Source organism: Salmonella sp. JXY0409-18 (assembly GCF_020268625.1).
GTDB lineage: Bacteria > Pseudomonadota > Gammaproteobacteria > Enterobacterales > Enterobacteriaceae > Salmonella > Salmonella enterica.
In genome coordinates this window covers 568544-584692 of record NZ_CP084216.1, presented here as the reverse complement: position 1 = coordinate 584692, position 16149 = coordinate 568544, and the positions used below count along the sequence as shown (strand labels likewise).

Genomic DNA, 16149 nt, shown 5'->3' with positions numbered 1-16149 from the left:
CTGAAAATTATCATGCTGATGGCGACAATGACACCCTGGTATCTGTATCTGATTCGTACTGCAGACAATGCGCTTTACACCGGAATAACCACCGATGTGGCGCGTCGTTACAGGCAGCATCAAACGGGAAAAGGCGCAAAAGCATTACGGGGAAAAGGCGAGTTAACGCTGGCGTTTGCGGCGCAGGTCGGCGATCGCTCGCTGGCCCTGCGCATAGAGTATCGCATCAAACAGCTCACAAAGCGCCAGAAGGAGCGCCTTGTGACGGAACGCGAAGCGTTTGAGGCGCTGCTGTCCAGCCTGCAAACGCCGGTGCTTAAAAACGATTGAAGTGGTCGTGATACTCCACCAGCCCCGTCACGCCTTCCAGCGCATCCTCAGCCAAACGGTGTACCTGGAAAGCGCTTTCCGTACCGGGCCAACGGCAGTGAAGATCGTAATGCGCGGCCAGTTCAAAACCGAAGCGGCTATATAACGCCGGGTCGCCCAACGTCACGACCGCCGCGTAGCCGAACTCGTTGAGCGAATCCAGCCCTTCATACACTAACTGGCGCGCCAGCCCTTGCCCGCGATACTTTTCATCGACCGCCAGCGGCGCCATGCCGACCCACTGTAAATCTTCGCCCTGCACATCAACCGGACTAAAGGCGACATAGCCCACCACCTGGCCTTCATCATCCGTGGCCACCAGTCCGAGCGTCAGAAAACCATCTTCACGCAAATCGTGAACCAGCTTCGCTTCCGCATCGCTTTCGAATGAACGGCGTAACAGCGCATCAATACCAGGCGCATCAATGGGAATTTCTACTCGAATTAGCATGGTTCACCTACCGAGGTCTGTTTGGTTTCCGGCGAGTTTTTCATACCCGCCTCAACAAAATCCGCCAGTTGCAGCAGCATAACGCGTAACGCTTTCGGCATCTGCTCCAGTTCGATGGCGTCCATCAGATTCTTCACATACAACCCTAACTCAGTATCGCCTTCAATGACCAGTCGACGCTGGAAAAAGAGCGTATCCGGGTCCTGTTTACGGGCAGCTATCATTAGCAGATCGCTGGCGTCGGCGCTAAAACTGACGTCAGCATCCGCCTGCTGGCTAACGATCAGCTTTTCATTTTCAACCGTGGTATACCATTTTAAGTCGATGTCACGAACATGAATGCTTAACCAACGACCTTCGAGGAATTCCAGCTCTCCATCGGCCAGCGCCTGACGAAACTGCCAGCTCAGAACCTGTTCCAGAACCTGGCGCTTTAGCGCAAAGGGCGTCAGTTTAACCGGTACACTCATCAGAGACGGGCCAGCATGGACTAAGCGTGAACGCAGTTTATCTAACACGAGCTTTACTCCCTGTTTCAATAGTCCTGTTATTTTGCCATATCCAATAAATCACATGGCGGCGTAAATCAACAATTGGGTCTGATTTTCTACCCCATTATTGGTGTTACCAATACGCCTTTAACTGCCTTAAATCAAAAATTGTCGCAGCAAGGTTAACTAAAATCCCTGTTCGTTAACAATTTTGCGTCTCAGACGTAACCCTCAGGATAAATTATGGAGCTGCTCTGCCCTGCCGGAAATCTCCCGGCGCTGAAGGCGGCCATCGAAAACGGCGCTGACGCCGTTTATATCGGGTTAAAAGACGATACCAATGCCCGTCATTTTGCCGGCCTTAACTTTACCGAAAAAAAATTGCAGGAAGCGGTGAGTTTTGTTCACCAGCATCGCCGCAAATTACACATCGCCATTAATACTTTTGCGCATCCGGACGGCTATGCTCGCTGGCAGCGCGCCGTGGATATGGCGGCGCAGCTTGGCGCCGACGCGCTGATTCTCGCCGACCTCGCTATGCTGGAATATGCCGCAGAGCGTTACCCGCATATTGAGCGCCATGTTTCCGTTCAGGCCTCGGCAACCAACGAAGAGGCGATTCGCTTTTATCACCGCAACTTTGATGTCCACCGCGTAGTACTGCCACGTGTACTGTCGATTCACCAGGTAAAACAACTGGCCCGCGTCACGCCGGTGCCGCTGGAGGTATTCGCGTTTGGCAGCCTGTGCATTATGGCGGAAGGTCGCTGCTATCTTTCTTCTTACCTGACGGGGGAGTCGCCCAATACCGTCGGCGCCTGCTCGCCCGCCCGCTTTGTTCGCTGGCAGCAAACGCCGCAGGGGCTGGAATCGCGCCTGAATGATGTCCTGATTGACCGTTACCAGGATGGCGAAAACGCGGGCTACCCAACGCTGTGTAAAGGCCGCTATTTAGTGGACGGCGAGCGCTATCACGCGCTGGAGGAGCCAACCAGCCTGAACACGCTGGAACTGCTGCCGGAGCTCATGGCGGCGAACATCGCTTCGGTGAAGATCGAAGGCCGTCAGCGCAGCCCGGCCTATGTCAGCCAGGTGGCGAAAGTGTGGCGCCAGGCGATCGATCGCTGCAAAGCCGCCCCGCAAAACTTCGTTCCACAGCGCGACTGGATGGAGACGCTCGGCGCGATGTCCGAAGGCACTCAAACCACGCTTGGCGCATATCACCGTAAATGGCAGTGAGAGGAGCTATGAAATATTCCTTAGGACCGGTGCTTTATTACTGGCCGAAAGAGACGCTGGAAGATTTTTATCAGCAGGCCGCAAAAAGCAGCGCTGATGTCATTTATCTGGGCGAAGCGGTGTGCAGCAAGCGTCGCGCGACCAAAGTCGGCGACTGGCTGGAAATGGCGAAATCCCTCGCCGCCAGCGGTAAGCAGGTGGCGCTCTCCACCCTGGCGCTGGTACAGGCGTCATCTGAATTAAGCGAGCTGAAACGCTATGTGGACAACGGCGATTTTCTGCTGGAAGCCAGCGATCTTGGCGTGGTGAATCTGTGCGCCGAGCGCAAACTGCCGTTTGTCGCCGGCCATGCGCTGAATTGCTACAACGCGGTCACGCTGCGCCGGTTGCTGAAAGAAGGCATGGTACGCTGGTGTATGCCGGTGGAGCTGTCCCGCGACTGGCTGGTGAATTTGCTTAATCAGTGCGATGAACTGGGCATCCGCAATCAGTTTGAAGTGGAAGTGTTGAGCTACGGGCATCTGCCGCTGGCCTACTCCGCTCGCTGCTTTACCGCCCGTTCGGAAGACCGCCCGAAAGATGAGTGCGAAACCTGCTGTATCAAGTATCCAAACGGTCGTGACGTGCTCTCGCAAGAGAATCAGCAGGTGTTTGTGCTTAACGGTATTCAGACCATGAGCGGCTATGTCTATAACCTTGGCAACGAACTGACGTCGATGCAGGGATTGGTCGATATCGTGCGGCTGTCGCCGTTGGGTACGGAGACATTTGCCATGCTTGATGCCTTTCGCGCTAACGAAAACGGCGGTGCGCCATTACCGCTTGCCTCCCATAGTGACTGCAACGGCTACTGGAAGCGGCTGGCCGGGCTGGAGCTACAGGCCTAGCCGGATGGCGGCATAAAGACCTTATCGGGCCTACAAATAGCGCTCCCGTAGGCCCGATAAGCGCAGCGCTATCGGGCATTGTTTTGCCGTCAGTCTCATAAAGCTCACTTTGTTAACAACATTCGCTAATCTTTAATGCAGTATTAAAAGATTAACCGGTAACAAAGTGAGCCGTTATGACTGACAAAACTATTCCGTTCTCGGTGCTGGATCTGGCACCGATCCCTGAAGGATCTTCGGCAAAAGAAGCCTTCACGCACTCGCTTGATCTCGCACGGCTGGCTGAAAAGCGCGGCTATCACCGCTACTGGCTGGCGGAACATCACAACATGACCGGTATCGCCAGCGCGGCGACCTCGGTATTGATTGGTTATCTGGCGGCCAATACCACAACATTACATCTTGGCTCCGGCGGCGTGATGCTGCCTAACCATTCACCGCTGGTGATTGCCGAGCAGTTCGGCACGCTGAATACGCTCTACCCGGGACGTATCGACTTAGGGTTGGGACGCGCGCCGGGTAGCGATCAGCCGACGATGCGCGCGCTGCGTCGCCATATGAGCGGCGATATCGATAACTTTCCACGCGATGTCGCAGAGCTGGTGGACTGGTTCGACGCTCGCGACCCTAATCCGCATGTGCGCCCGGTTCCCGGCTACGGCGAGAAGATCCCGGTCTGGCTGTTGGGCTCCAGCCTGTATAGCGCACAGTTGGCGGCCCAGCTTGGCCTACCGTTCGCCTTTGCTTCGCATTTCGCGCCGGATATGTTGTTCCAGGCGCTGCATCTGTACCGTACCCAGTTCAAACCTTCAGCGCGGCTGGAAAAACCGTACGCGATGGTGTGTATCAATATTATCGCCGCCGACAGCAACCGCGACGCCGAATTCCTGTTTACCTCTATGCAGCAGGCTTTTGTGAAGCTACGCCGTGGGGAAACCGGCCAACTGCCGCCGCCGATTGAGAATATGGAGACCTTCTGGTCGCCATCCGAGCAGTATGGCGTGCAGCAGGCGCTGAGTATGTCGCTGGTCGGCGATAAAGCGAAAGTCCGCCACGGGCTGGAATCCATCCTGCGGGAAACCCAGGCGGATGAAATTATGGTCAACGGGCAGATTTTCGACCACCAGGCGCGGCTGCATTCGTTTGATTTGGCGATGGATGTGAAGCAGGAATTGTTGGGGTAGTGCGTTGTTTTGCCCGGAGGCGCTTCGCTTACCGGGCCTACAGCATCAAGTAGGCCGGATAAGGTGCAACCGCCATCCGGCACAATAACGTTACTGGTACACCGGCAGCAAATTAAAGCTCGACAGAATATGGATAACCGCGTTGCCGACACCGAAGACCAGAATCAGTACAATCATCGGCGTGCCGCCCCAGACGCGGAATTTCGGGCTGCCGAAACGTTCGCGAGATTTACGTGCTAACAGCGCAGGCACAATGGCCGCCCAGATAGTTGCAGCTAAACCTGCATAGCCAATGGCGTACAGAAAACCGTTCGGCCACAGCAGGCCACCGACAATTGGCGGCACAAACGTCAGCAGTGCGGTTTTAAAACGCCCCATTGCCGAGTCATCAAAACCAAACAGATCCGCCAGATAGTCAAACAGCCCCAGCGTCACGCCGAGGAAGGAACTGGCGACCGCAAAGTTAGAGAACACCACCAGCAGCAGATCCAGGCTGCGGCTGTTCAGCACGCCGCTTAACGCCTGTACCAGCACATCAATATTGCCGCCTTTCTGTGCAATGCCGATAAATTCTGGACGCGGGATGTTGCCCATCGTCCCCAGCAGCCAGACGGAATAGAGCGCCAGCGCCAGTAACGTTCCATAAATCAGGCATTTCACGATGGTGCGCGGATCTTTGCCGTAATATTTCATCAGGCTCGGTACGTTACCGTGATAACCAAAAGAGGCCAGACAAAATGGCAGCGTCATCAGCAGGTACGGCGTATATGACGCGTGGCTTTCAGCCACGTTAAACAACGTGGCAGGCTGAACGTGTCCTAACAGGCTGCCGAAGGTCAGGAAGAAAGTAATCACTTTCGCGCCCAGCACAATCGCCGTCATCCGACTGACCGCCTTCGTACTCAGCCACACGACAAACGCCACCAGCAGCGCAAAGGCAAAACCTGCCGCTCGCGCCGGAACGTTCAGCGACATCTCAGCAAAGGTATGATGCAGAATTGAGCCGCTCGCCGAGATATAGGCGTAAGTCAGGATGTAGAGCACAAAGGCAATAGAGATGCCGTTGACAATGTTCCAGCCTTTCCCCAACAGATCTTTGGTGATGGTGTCGAAACTCGAACCAATGCGGTAGTTAAGGTTGGCTTCGAGGATCATTAGCCCGGAGTGCAGCATACAAAACCAGGTAAAGACCAGCGCCGCCATCGACCAGAAGAACCACGCCCCGGACATGACCACCGGCAGGGAGAACATCCCCGCGCCAATGATGGTGCCGCCGATAATCACCACGCCGCCAAGCAGCGAAGGTGACGTTTGGGTGGTGGTAAGTGTTGCCATTCAGCTCTCTCTCCAGTCATTTATAGTGTGACTATCTCTCAATACGCTGCACTGTACCAGTACACGAGTACAAAAGAAATAAAAAAAGCCCCGATTGTGACGATCGGGGCTGTATATTTTACTTTACGCTGTGAATGCGCAGGTCAGCGTGAGTTACGCATCGCCGCCGAAACGACGGCGACCGGTAGAGTCATCACGACGCGGACCACGGCTTTCACGACGCTCGCCGCTGAAGCGACGACCATCACCACGACCACCTTCACGACGTTCGCCGCTGAAATTACGACCGCCTTCACGACGTTCGCCACTGAAGCTACGACCACCGCCGCGACGTTCGCCGCCCGCGTGCGGAACAGCATCACCCAACAACTGCATATTCATCGGCTTGTTCAGAATGCGGGTACGCGTGAAGTGCTGCAACACTTCGCCCGGCATACCTTTCGGCAGCTCGATGGTGGAGTGAGACGCGAACAGCTTAATGTTACCAATGTAACGGCTGCTGATGTCGCCTTCGTTAGCGATAGCGCCCACGATATGACGAACTTCAACGCCGTCATCACGGCCCACTTCAATGCGGTATAACTGCATATCGCCAACGTCACGACGTTCACGACGCGGACGTTCTTCACGGTCGCCACGCGGGCCACGGTCATTACGATCGCGCGGACCACGGTCGTCACGGTCACGGAATTCACGCTTAGGACGCATCGGCGCATCCGGCGGCAGGATCAGCGGACGCTCGCCCTGCGCCATTTTCAGCAGTGCGGCGGCCAGCGTTTCGAGATCCAGCTCTTCACCTTCGGCAGACGGCTGGATTTTCGCCAGCAGCGCACGGTACTGATCCAGATCGCTGCTTTCCAGTTGCTGCTGAACTTTCGCGGCGAATTTTTCCAGACGGCGTTTGCCCAGCAGTTCTGCGTTCGGCAGTTCCACTTCCGGAATGGTCAGCTTCATGGTGCGTTCGATGTTGCGCAGCAGACGACGCTCGCGGTTCTCAACGAACAGCAGCGCGCGACCGGCGCGACCCGCACGGCCGGTACGACCGATACGGTGAACGTAGGACTCGGAGTCCATCGGGATATCGTAGTTCACCACCAGGCTGATACGTTCAACGTCCAGACCACGTGCCGCAACGTCGGTGGCGATCAGGATGTCCAGACGACCATCTTTCAGGCGTTCCAGAGTCTGCTCACGCAGCGCCTGGTTCATATCGCCATTCAACGCGGCGCTGTTGTAGCCGCTACGTTCCAGCGCTTCTGCTACTTCCAGGGTCGCGTTTTTGGTACGTACGAAGATAATCGCCGCATCAAAGTCTTCCGCTTCCAGGAAACGCACCAGCGCTTCGTTTTTACGCATACCCCAGACAGTCCAGTAGCTCTGGCTGATGTCAGGACGGGTAGTCACGCTGGACTGAATGCGCACTTCCTGCGGCTCTTTCATAAAGCGGCGGGTAATGCGACGAATCGCTTCCGGCATAGTGGCGGAGAACAGAGCGGTCTGATGACCTTCCGGGATCTGCGCCATAATAGTTTCAACGTCTTCGATGAAGCCCATACGCAGCATTTCGTCGGCTTCATCCAGCACCAGACCACTCAGTTTAGAGAGGTCGAGGGTGCCGCGTTTTAAGTGATCAAGCAGACGTCCCGGCGTACCGACAACGATCTGCGGCCCCTGACGCAGGGCGCGTAACTGCACGTCATAACGCTGACCGCCGTACAGGGCAACCACGTTTACGCCGCGCATGTGTTTAGAGAAATCCGTCATGGCTTCGGCAACCTGTACCGCCAGTTCGCGGGTTGGCGCCAGCACCAGAATCTGAGGTGCCTTCAGCTCAGGATCAAGATTGTTGAGCAGCGGTAAAGAGAACGCTGCGGTTTTGCCGCTACCGGTCTGGGCCATGCCCAGCACGTCGCGACCGCCCAGCAGATGCGGAATGCACTCTGCCTGGATTGGAGATGGTTTTTCGTAACCCAGATCGGTAAGGGCTTCAAGGATAGGAGCCTTCAGCCCCAGATCTGCAAAAGTGGTTTCGAATTCAGCCATGTAGTACGTGTGCCTCAAAATTAATGGCGGCCAGTCTACATAACTCATCATGAAATTGATCTGCAATTTTCATTGAAAAGTGTGAACCGGCTCAAAGTAGGTGTATTAACGAACAACAACGCCCTCACCCGCGAAGGTGATGGCAATCAAAAAGATTACGGGCTGATATGTTCGTCAGCTATTGCTGGTCCGATTCTGCCAGGTCATCTTGGTCCTGGCCCAGGAGCGATAATTCCAACAATGCGTATCGGTGCTCAACAAAGTTATGAACGTTGTTGGCCACCGCCAGTTTGAACAGAGCCGTGGCGCTGTCCAAATCCCCCAGACTTAGGTAATACTTACCTAAATAGAAGTTGGTTTCACTGAGATGCTCAGCGAGCGAGGTGTTATCCGTTGCGTCCGCCTTGAGCCTTTCCATCAGCGTTGCTTCGCTAATGTCGCCCAGGTAGAACTCGACAATGTTCCATCCCCATTGCTCTTTATCCGATTTTTCGAAGCGTGCTTTTAACGCTTCTTTCGCCTGCTTCTCATTAAGCTTCTGCTCAACAAGATACAGCCACAGGCTGCGGTAAGGATCATTGGGATCGTCTTGATAAAACGCCAGCAGATCATCTTGCGCTAACTTATCACGGCCGCCGTAATACAATGCGATACCGCGGTTTAAGTGCGCGTAGTTGTAAGTTGGATCAAGCTCTAGTACAGAATCAAACGCTTCATAGGCAGCATCAAAATTGCCTGCCTGCGTTAAATAAATGCCTAAGTAATTGAATACTTCAGGCATATCCGGTCTGATTGCCAGCGCTTGTGAAAAATCATTTCGCGCTAATGCCCTCAAACCAAGACTATCATACAACACTCCGCGCTCATATAAAAGCTGTGCGCGTTCGTCATCGGTTAAAGCCCGACTGGCAAGAATCTGTTCCATACGCGCCAGAATCACTTCCTGCTGTAAAGTCGGTTGCAATGGTACTGCGAGGACTTCACTTTTACGCCAGGCGGAATTACTGCATCCTGCAAGCGTAAGTGCTGTCGCAACGAAACACCAGCGCAAAAAAGGCTTCATTTCCCACTCCCGAAGACAACGATTGAATGAACGTCCTGTTCCCCGGTGGCTCAACAAGGCGTCCAGCCAGGTCTAAAGCCCTCCGCACTGCGGAGGGCAAAAGGCTACCTTACTCGGCCTGTTCGCTCGCCGGAGCTTCCGGCGCAGCCGCAGGTTGAGACTGCTCGGTTGCTTCTTTAATGCTCAGACGTACACGGCCCTGGCGGTCAACTTCCAGAACCTTAACCGGGACTTCCTGACCCATCTGCAGATAGTCGGTCACTTTCTCTACACGCTTATCCGCGATTTGAGAGATGTGAACCAGACCTTCTTTACCGCCGCCGATGGCAACAAACGCGCCAAAGTCAACGATACGGGTCACTTTACCATTGTAGATACGGCCGACTTCGATCTCTGCGGTGATCTCTTCGATACGACGGATAGCATATTTCGCTTTTTCGCCGTCGGTCGCCGCGATCTTCACAGTACCGTCATCTTCGATTTCGATGGTGGTGCCGGTCTCTTCAGTCAGCGCGCGGATCACAGAACCGCCTTTACCGATCACGTCTTTGATCTTGTCCGTGCTGATCTTGATGGTATGGATACGCGGCGCGAATTCAGAGATATCGCCGCGCGGCGCGTTGATCGCCTGTTCCATCACGCCCAGGATGTGCAGACGCGCACCTTTAGCCTGGTTCAACGCAACCTGCATGATCTCTTTGGTGATACCTTCAATTTTGATATCCATCTGCAGCGCAGAGATACCGTCGCGGGAACCCGCCACTTTGAAGTCCATATCGCCCAGGTGATCTTCGTCGCCCAGAATGTCAGACAGTACAACGTAGTTGTCGCCTTCTTTCACCAGACCCATAGCGATACCTGCTACGGCGGCTTTAATTGGCACGCCAGCGTCCATCAGCGCCAGAGAAGCGCCGCACACGGAAGCCATAGAGGAAGAACCGTTGGATTCGGTGATTTCAGACACCACGCGAACGGTGTACGGGAATTTATCCATGTCCGGCATCACTGCCAGCACGCCGCGCTTCGCCAGACGACCGTGACCAATTTCACGACGCTTCGGAGAACCGACCATGCCGGTTTCGCCTACGGAGTACGGAGGGAAGTTGTAGTGGAACAGGAAGCTATCAGTGCGCTCGCCCATCAGTTCATCAAGCACCTGCGCGTCACGAGCAGTACCCAGAGTCGCGGTAACCAGCGCCTGCGTTTCACCACGGGTAAACAGAGCGGAACCATGAGTACGCGGCAGCACGCCAGTGCGCACGTCCAGACCACGGATCATGTCTTTTTCACGGCCATCAATACGCGGCTCGCCTGCCAGTACGCGGCTACGCACCACGTTTTTCTCAATAGCGTGCAGGATTTCGCCCAGCTCGTTAGCATCCAGAGTTTCATCTTCTGCAATAAGCTGCTCGATGGTTTCGGATTTGATTACGTCAACCTGAGCATAGCGTTCTTGTTTATCGGTGATGCGGTACGCGTCGCTCAGACGAGATTCAGCAAGCGCAGCAACACGCGCGTTCAACGCGTCGTTGACGGCTTCCGGCTGCCAGTCCCAACGTGGTTTACCGGCTTCTTTCACCAGATCGTTGATCGCCTGGATAACAACCTGCTGCTGCTCGTGACCGAATACCACCGCGCCCAGCATAGTGTCTTCGCTCAGCAGTTCAGCTTCGGATTCCACCATCAGCACAGCCGCTTCGGTACCGGCAACCACCAGGTCCAGCTTGCTTTCTTTCAGCTCGTCCTGGGTCGGGTTCAGCACGTACTGGTCATTGATGTAACCTACGCGCGCCGCGCCGATTGGGCCGTTGAACGGAATGCCGGACAGCGACAGCGCAGCAGATGCGCCGATCATCGCCACGATATCCGGGTTAACCTGCGGGTTAACGGAAACGACGGTCGCGATAACCTGCACTTCGTTAACGAAGCCTTCCGGGAACAGCGGACGAACCGGGCGGTCAATCAGACGCGCGATCAGGGTTTCGCCTTCGCTTGGACGGCCTTCACGACGGAAGAAGCTGCCCGGGATACGACCAGCAGCGTAGGTACGCTCCTGATAGTTAACGGTCAGTGGGAAGAAGTCCTGGCCTGGTTTGGCTTTTTTCTGGCCGACAACGGTAACGAATACGGCGGTGTCATCCATGCTTACCATAACAGCGGCAGTGGCCTGACGCGCCATCATGCCAGTTTCCAGCGTAACGGTATGCTGACCGTACTGGAATTTACGAACGATCGGATTAAGCAAAATAATATCCTTTCCAATTTTTGACGGCATAATACGCGCCGTCGTTAATACCCGATCTTCTGCGCATCCTCGCGACTAATGACAACCCTAACCCTGATATGGGTAAAGCCTCTCATTAGCCGCGCGAACCTCTGCAACGGAAGATCATTCATAGCAACAATACATTAGTTTCCAGCGAATTGCTGCCATCTGCTGGAAAAAAGGGGCCATGAAGGCCCCCTCTTTCTGAAACTCGAAAGAATTAGCGACGCAGACCCAGACGCTCAATCAGCGCGGTGTAGCGTGCAACATCTTTACGTTTCAGGTAGTCGAGCAGTTTACGACGCTGAGAAACCATACGCAGCAGACCACGACGGCTGTGGTGATCTTTTTTATGCTCTGCAAAGTGACCCTGCAGGTGGTTAATCTGTGCAGTCAACAGAGCAACCTGAACATCGGTAGAACCGGTGTCGTTTGCGTCACGACCGAACTCAGAAACGATTTTAGCTGTAGCTTCAGTACTTAGAGACATTTTAAAACTCCAAAGTATTTAAGAATGAGAGGACGCCGATCTCTAATTCAGCGATCCCAGTGTACGCCGCGTAAACTGTTAAATAATTTACGCGACGTTAAGCGGCGGTATTCTACTCGCAGCGCTCTCTTATCGCAAGACGAAGCGACATTACGCTGGGTACTCTACTACCAGCCGACGAGGCGCGACACGGCCTTCGTCGTCAATTTCGCCCATACCGATAAATTTACCGTCTTCGCCTTCCGTCACACGAACCAGTCCCTTCAACGGCGCGCCCGTGGTACGAACCGGGTTGCCATTTTTGAAGTATACCGAAGATGTTAACGGCAAATTAACAACAGGATAGTCCGAAGCTGGACTGTCCATTGGCATCAATAATGGATCGAGCAACTGCGCCGCCGGAACGCCCTGCTGTTCCGCCTGTGCTACCAGCTCGCGCAATTGCTCCAGCGTGACCATTCGCTCAATCGGATACTTGCTGACCGTCAGACGACGCAGGAACGTTACGTGCGCGCCACAGCCCAGTTTCTCACCTAAATCATCAATAATGGTACGAATATAGGTGCCTTTGGAGCAATGAACTTCCAGCTCCAGCTCGTTACCTTCATGGCGAATAAACAGCAGCTCATAGACGGTAATCGGGCGGGCTTCGCGCGGCACTTCGATACCCTGGCGGGCATATTCGTACAGCTTCTTGCCCTGATACTTCAGCGCCGAATACATCGAGGGAATCTGTTCGATATCCCCACGAAAGGTCTCCAGCGCGCTCGCAAGCTGCTCAGCGCTGAAAGTCACCGGACGCTCCTGCACGATTTGACCATCGGCGTCAGAGGTATCCGTGCGCTGCCCCAGACGGGCAATAACACGATAGCGTTTGTCAGAATCCAGCAGGTACTGCGAAAATTTTGTCGCTTCGCCGAGGCAAATCGGCAACATGCCGGTCGCCAGCGGGTCCAGCGCGCCGGTATGCCCGGCGCGGTTGGCATTGTAGATGCGCTTAACTTTCTGCAGCACGTCATTGCTGGACATACCCTGCGGCTTATCCAGCAGCAGAACGCCGTGAATGTCGCGGCCACGACGACGAGGACGACTCATCAGTCCTCCTTGTTGTCGTCCGGGTTCACACGACGTTCTTCGTCATGTTTCACCACGTTAGTCACCAGGTTGGACATACGCATCCCTTCCACCAGCGAGTTGTCGTAGAAGAAGGTCAGTTCCGGTACGATGCGCAGACGCATCGCTTTACCCAGCAAGCTGCGGATGAAACCAGACGCTTCCTGCAACGCTTTGATGCCCGCTTTTACTGCGTCTTCATCTTTGTCGTTCAAAAAGGTGACAAACACTTTGGCATAGGCCAGGTCACGGGACATTTCGACACCGGAGACGGTAGTCATCATACCCAGGCGCGGGTCTTTAATTTCGCGCTGCAGGATGATTGCGATCTCTTTTTGCATCTCCTGGGCCACGCGCTGCGGGCGACCAAATTCTTTCGCCATAATAAATCCTCCAGACAAAAAAGGGGCTATCAGCCCCTTTTTGAAATTAATACGGTATTCAGGCTGTAGGCCTGATAAGCGCTAGCGCCATCAGGCATAACATTGCCGGATGGCGGCGTAAACGCCTTATCCGGCCTACACCCAACCAACCTTAAGCGATAGTACGTTGGATCTCGATAATCTCGAATACTTCGATCATATCGCCAACGCGAACGTCGTTGTAGTTCTTCACGCCGATACCACATTCCATGCCGTTACGGACTTCGTTAACGTCATCTTTGAAGCGGCGCAGGGATTCCAGCTCGCCTTCATAGATAACCACGTTGTCACGCAGAACGCGGATTGGGTTATGGCGTTTAATCGTACCTTCGGTAACCATACAGCCCGCGATCGCGCCGAATTTCGGCGATTTGAACACATCGCGCACTTCAGCCAGACCGATGATCTGCTGTTTCAGTTCCGGAGACAGCATACCGCTCATCGCCGCTTTCACTTCGTCGATCAGGTTATAGATGACGGAGTAGTAACGCAGATCCAGGCTTTCAGATTCGATCACTTTACGCGCAGAGGCATCGGCACGAACGTTGAAGCCCACCAGAATGGCGTTGGATGCCGCAGCCAGGGTCGCGTCGGTTTCGGTGATACCACCTACGCCAGAACCGATGATCTTCACTTTCACTTCGTCGGTAGACAGTTTCAGCAAGGAGTCGGAGATCGCTTCCACAGAACCCTGTACGTCGGCCTTCAGCACGATGTTCACTTCGTGAACTTCGCCTTCGGTCATGTTGGCGAACATGTTCTCGAGTTTAGATTTCTGCTGACGAGCCAGTTTAACTTCACGGAATTTACCCTGACGATACAGAGCCACTTCACGCGCTTTCTTCTCGTCGCGAACTACGGTCACTTCGTCACCGGCAGCCGGAACGCCGGACAGGCCGAGGATTTCCACCGGAATGGACGGACCCGCTTCCAGCACTTCCTGACCCAGTTCGTTACGCATCGCACGCACGCGGCCGTATTCGAAGCCACACAGCACGATATCGCCCTTATGCAGCGTACCTTCGCGTACCAGAACGGTAGCCACCGGACCACGACCTTTATCCAGGAAGGATTCGATCACCGCGCCGCTCGCCATACCTTTGCGTACCGCTTTCAGTTCCAGAACTTCGGCCTGCAGCAGGATAGCATCAAGCAGTTCGTCAATACCGGTACCTGCTTTCGCAGACACGTGAACGAACTGGCTCTCGCCGCCCCACTCTTCCGGCAGAATGCCGTACTGGGACAGTTCGTTCTTAACGCGATCCGGATCCGCTTCCGGCTTATCGATTTTGTTCACCGCAACCACGACCGGCACACCTGCCGCTTTCGCGTGCTGGATAGCTTCGATAGTCTGCGGCATCACGCCGTCGTCTGCCGCTACCACCAGAACCACGATATCCGTTGCCTGGGCGCCGCGAGCACGCATAGAAGTAAATGCGGCGTGGCCCGGGGTGTCCAAGAAGGTGATCATCCCGTTGTCAGTTTCAACGTGGTAAGCACCGATGTGCTGGGTAATGCCGCCCGCTTCGCCAGAGGCTACTTTCGTGGAACGAATGTAGTCCAGCAGAGAGGTTTTACCGTGGTCAACGTGGCCCATGATGGTCACAACCGGGGCGCGCGGTTCAGCCGCAGCGCCGGTATCACGGTCGCTCATTACCGCTTCTTCCAGTTCGTTTTCACGACGCAGGATAACTTTGTGGCCCATCTCTTCGGCAACCAGCTGTGCGGTTTCCTGGTCGATGACCTGGTTGATAGTGGCCATGGCGCCCAGCTTCATCATCGCTTTGATGACCTGAGAACCTTTCACCGCCATCTTGTTCGCCAGTTCGCCAACGGTGATGGTTTCACCGATCACCACGTCACGGTTAACGGCCTGAGCGGGCTTCTGGAAGCCTTGCTGTAAAGAAGACCCTTTACGCTTACCGCCTTTACCGCCGCGAACCGCAGCACGCGCTTCTTCGCGATCGGCTTTAGATTCGGCATGTTTGCCTTTTTTCGCCGGACGCGCCGCTTTTGCATTACGGCCACGACCACGACCGCCTTCAACTTCACGATCGTTTTCGTCTTCGGCCTGGCGCGCGTGCTGAGAAGTGGTGACATGATAGTCACTGGTGTCTTCTACTGGCTCAGGCGTTGCGGTCCATTTGTTTTCTTCCGCCATGCGGCGAGCTTCTTCTGCTACACGACGCGCTTCTTCTTCGAGTTTGCGACGTGCTTCTTCTTCCGCTTTACGCTTCAGCTCTGCAGCTTCATTCTCACGGCGGGCTTTTTCGGCCTGGGCGGTTTTGGTCATATCGTCAGTCTGTTGATTGCTCACTTTGTCTTTTTCCGCAGCTTCACGTTTCGCTTTTTCAGCGGCTTCACGCTTAGCTTGTTCTGCGGCCTCGCGTTCAGCTTTTTGTTGCGCCTCGCGTTTGGCCTGTTCTTCTGCCTCACGACGGGCTTGCTCTTCCGCTTCACGCTGCGCCTGCTCTTCCGCGGCCAGGCGTTCAGCCTCTTGCGGATCGCGTTTCACAAAGGTGCGCTTCTTGCGGACTTCGATTTGTACCGATTTACTTTTTCCACCGGTACCTGGAATATTCAGGGTACTGCGCGTCTTACGCTGCAGCGTCAGTTTATCGGGACCAGAAACCGCTTCGCGGTTCAGGTGCGCCAGTAAAGTCTGTTTTTCTTGTGCGGACACAGAGTCGTCAGCAGATTTCCGGATACCTGCATCAGCAAACTGCTGTACCAGGCGATCCACGGAAACCTGTCTCTCTGCGGCCAGCGCTTTTAGGGTTACATCTGTCATGCTGT

Annotated in this window: 15 protein-coding genes; 4 read left to right on the top strand and 11 right to left on the bottom strand. The window is 54.8% G+C overall.

The features are described 5' to 3' along the window. Positions 1-12: 12 nt before the first annotated feature. Positions 13-330 (top strand): GIY-YIG nuclease family protein, encoded by a 318-nt coding sequence (locus tag LDB27_RS02810; RefSeq protein WP_000928379.1) that lies wholly within the window; start codon positions 13-15, stop codon positions 328-330. Here the strand turns inward: LDB27_RS02810 and LDB27_RS02805 are convergent. After that, positions 317-820 carry a GNAT family N-acetyltransferase gene (locus tag LDB27_RS02805; protein ID WP_000908562.1) on the bottom strand — a complete coding sequence of 168 codons (504 nt, stop codon included), beginning with the start codon at positions 818-820 and terminating at the stop codon, positions 317-319. The two genes, LDB27_RS02810 and LDB27_RS02805, sit on opposite strands and share 14 nt — an antisense overlap. Next, positions 814-1338, bottom strand: coding sequence for a ubiquinone anaerobic biosynthesis accessory factor UbiT (gene ubiT / locus LDB27_RS02800; RefSeq protein ID WP_000884721.1), 525 nt, complete (start codon positions 1336-1338; stop codon positions 814-816). Before ubiT ends, LDB27_RS02805 begins: the two co-directional genes overlap by 7 nt. Positions 1339-1554: 216 nt before the next feature. Here ubiT and ubiU point away from each other — a divergent pair, with 216 nt between their 5' ends. The 3 genes from ubiU (at position 1555) to LDB27_RS02785 (ending at position 4621) form a co-directional block, all read left to right on the top strand. Next, positions 1555-2550 (top strand): ubiquinone anaerobic biosynthesis protein UbiU, encoded by a 996-nt coding sequence (ubiU, locus tag LDB27_RS02795; RefSeq protein WP_000421309.1) that lies wholly within the window; start codon positions 1555-1557, stop codon positions 2548-2550. A gap of 8 nt (positions 2551-2558) precedes the next feature. Continuing rightward, a complete protein-coding gene (locus LDB27_RS02790) occupies positions 2559-3437 on the top strand; it encodes a U32 family peptidase (RefSeq protein ID WP_000877716.1) in 879 nt (292 codons plus the stop codon). 176 nt (positions 3438-3613) lie between these two features. Next, complete coding sequence (locus tag LDB27_RS02785; RefSeq protein ID WP_000130432.1) at positions 3614-4621, top strand: luciferase-like monooxygenase; 1008 nt, start codon at positions 3614-3616, stop codon at positions 4619-4621. A 90-nt stretch (positions 4622-4711) separates the two neighbouring features. On the opposite strand, the gene mtr is transcribed toward LDB27_RS02785, so the two are convergent. The 9 genes from mtr to infB form a co-directional block, all read right to left on the bottom strand. Further along, positions 4712-5956, bottom strand: coding sequence for a tryptophan permease (gene mtr / locus LDB27_RS02780; RefSeq protein ID WP_000224374.1), 1245 nt, complete (start codon positions 5954-5956; stop codon positions 4712-4714). Between the two features lie 153 nt (positions 5957-6109). Beyond that, complete coding sequence (gene deaD / locus LDB27_RS02775) at positions 6110-7999, bottom strand: ATP-dependent RNA helicase DeaD (RefSeq protein ID WP_000807248.1); 1890 nt, start codon at positions 7997-7999, stop codon at positions 6110-6112. After that, complete coding sequence (yrbN, locus tag LDB27_RS02770; RefSeq protein ID WP_010723222.1) at positions 7992-8072, bottom strand: protein YrbN; 81 nt, start codon at positions 8070-8072, stop codon at positions 7992-7994. The genes deaD and yrbN overlap by 8 nt, the downstream gene beginning before the upstream one ends. A gap of 105 nt (positions 8073-8177) precedes the next feature. Then, entirely contained in the window at positions 8178-9062 is an 885-nt protein-coding gene (nlpI, locus tag LDB27_RS02765; RefSeq protein ID WP_000802069.1) for a lipoprotein NlpI, read from the bottom strand. Positions 9063-9171: 109 nt separating this feature from the next. Continuing rightward, positions 9172-11307, bottom strand: a complete 2136-nt coding sequence (gene pnp, locus LDB27_RS02760; RefSeq protein WP_001670767.1) for a polyribonucleotide nucleotidyltransferase — start codon at positions 11305-11307, stop codon at positions 9172-9174. Positions 11308-11548: 241 nt separating this feature from the next. Then, positions 11549-11818: a 30S ribosomal protein S15 gene (gene rpsO, locus LDB27_RS02755; RefSeq protein WP_000059465.1), complete on the bottom strand. Its 270-nt coding sequence runs from the start codon at positions 11816-11818 to the stop codon at positions 11549-11551. A gap of 150 nt (positions 11819-11968) precedes the next feature. Continuing rightward, on the bottom strand, positions 11969-12913 hold the full coding sequence (truB, locus tag LDB27_RS02750) for a tRNA pseudouridine(55) synthase TruB (RefSeq protein ID WP_000089670.1): 945 nt from the start codon (positions 12911-12913) through the stop codon (positions 11969-11971). Next, positions 12913-13314 (bottom strand): 30S ribosome-binding factor RbfA, encoded by a 402-nt coding sequence (rbfA, locus tag LDB27_RS02745; protein WP_001040198.1) that lies wholly within the window; start codon positions 13312-13314, stop codon positions 12913-12915. The genes truB and rbfA overlap by 1 nt, the downstream gene beginning before the upstream one ends. Before the next feature lie 151 nt (positions 13315-13465). Further along, positions 13466-16144, bottom strand: a complete 2679-nt coding sequence (gene infB, locus LDB27_RS02740; protein WP_000133064.1) for a translation initiation factor IF-2 — start codon at positions 16142-16144, stop codon at positions 13466-13468. Between the last annotated feature and the right edge of the window lie 5 nt (positions 16145-16149).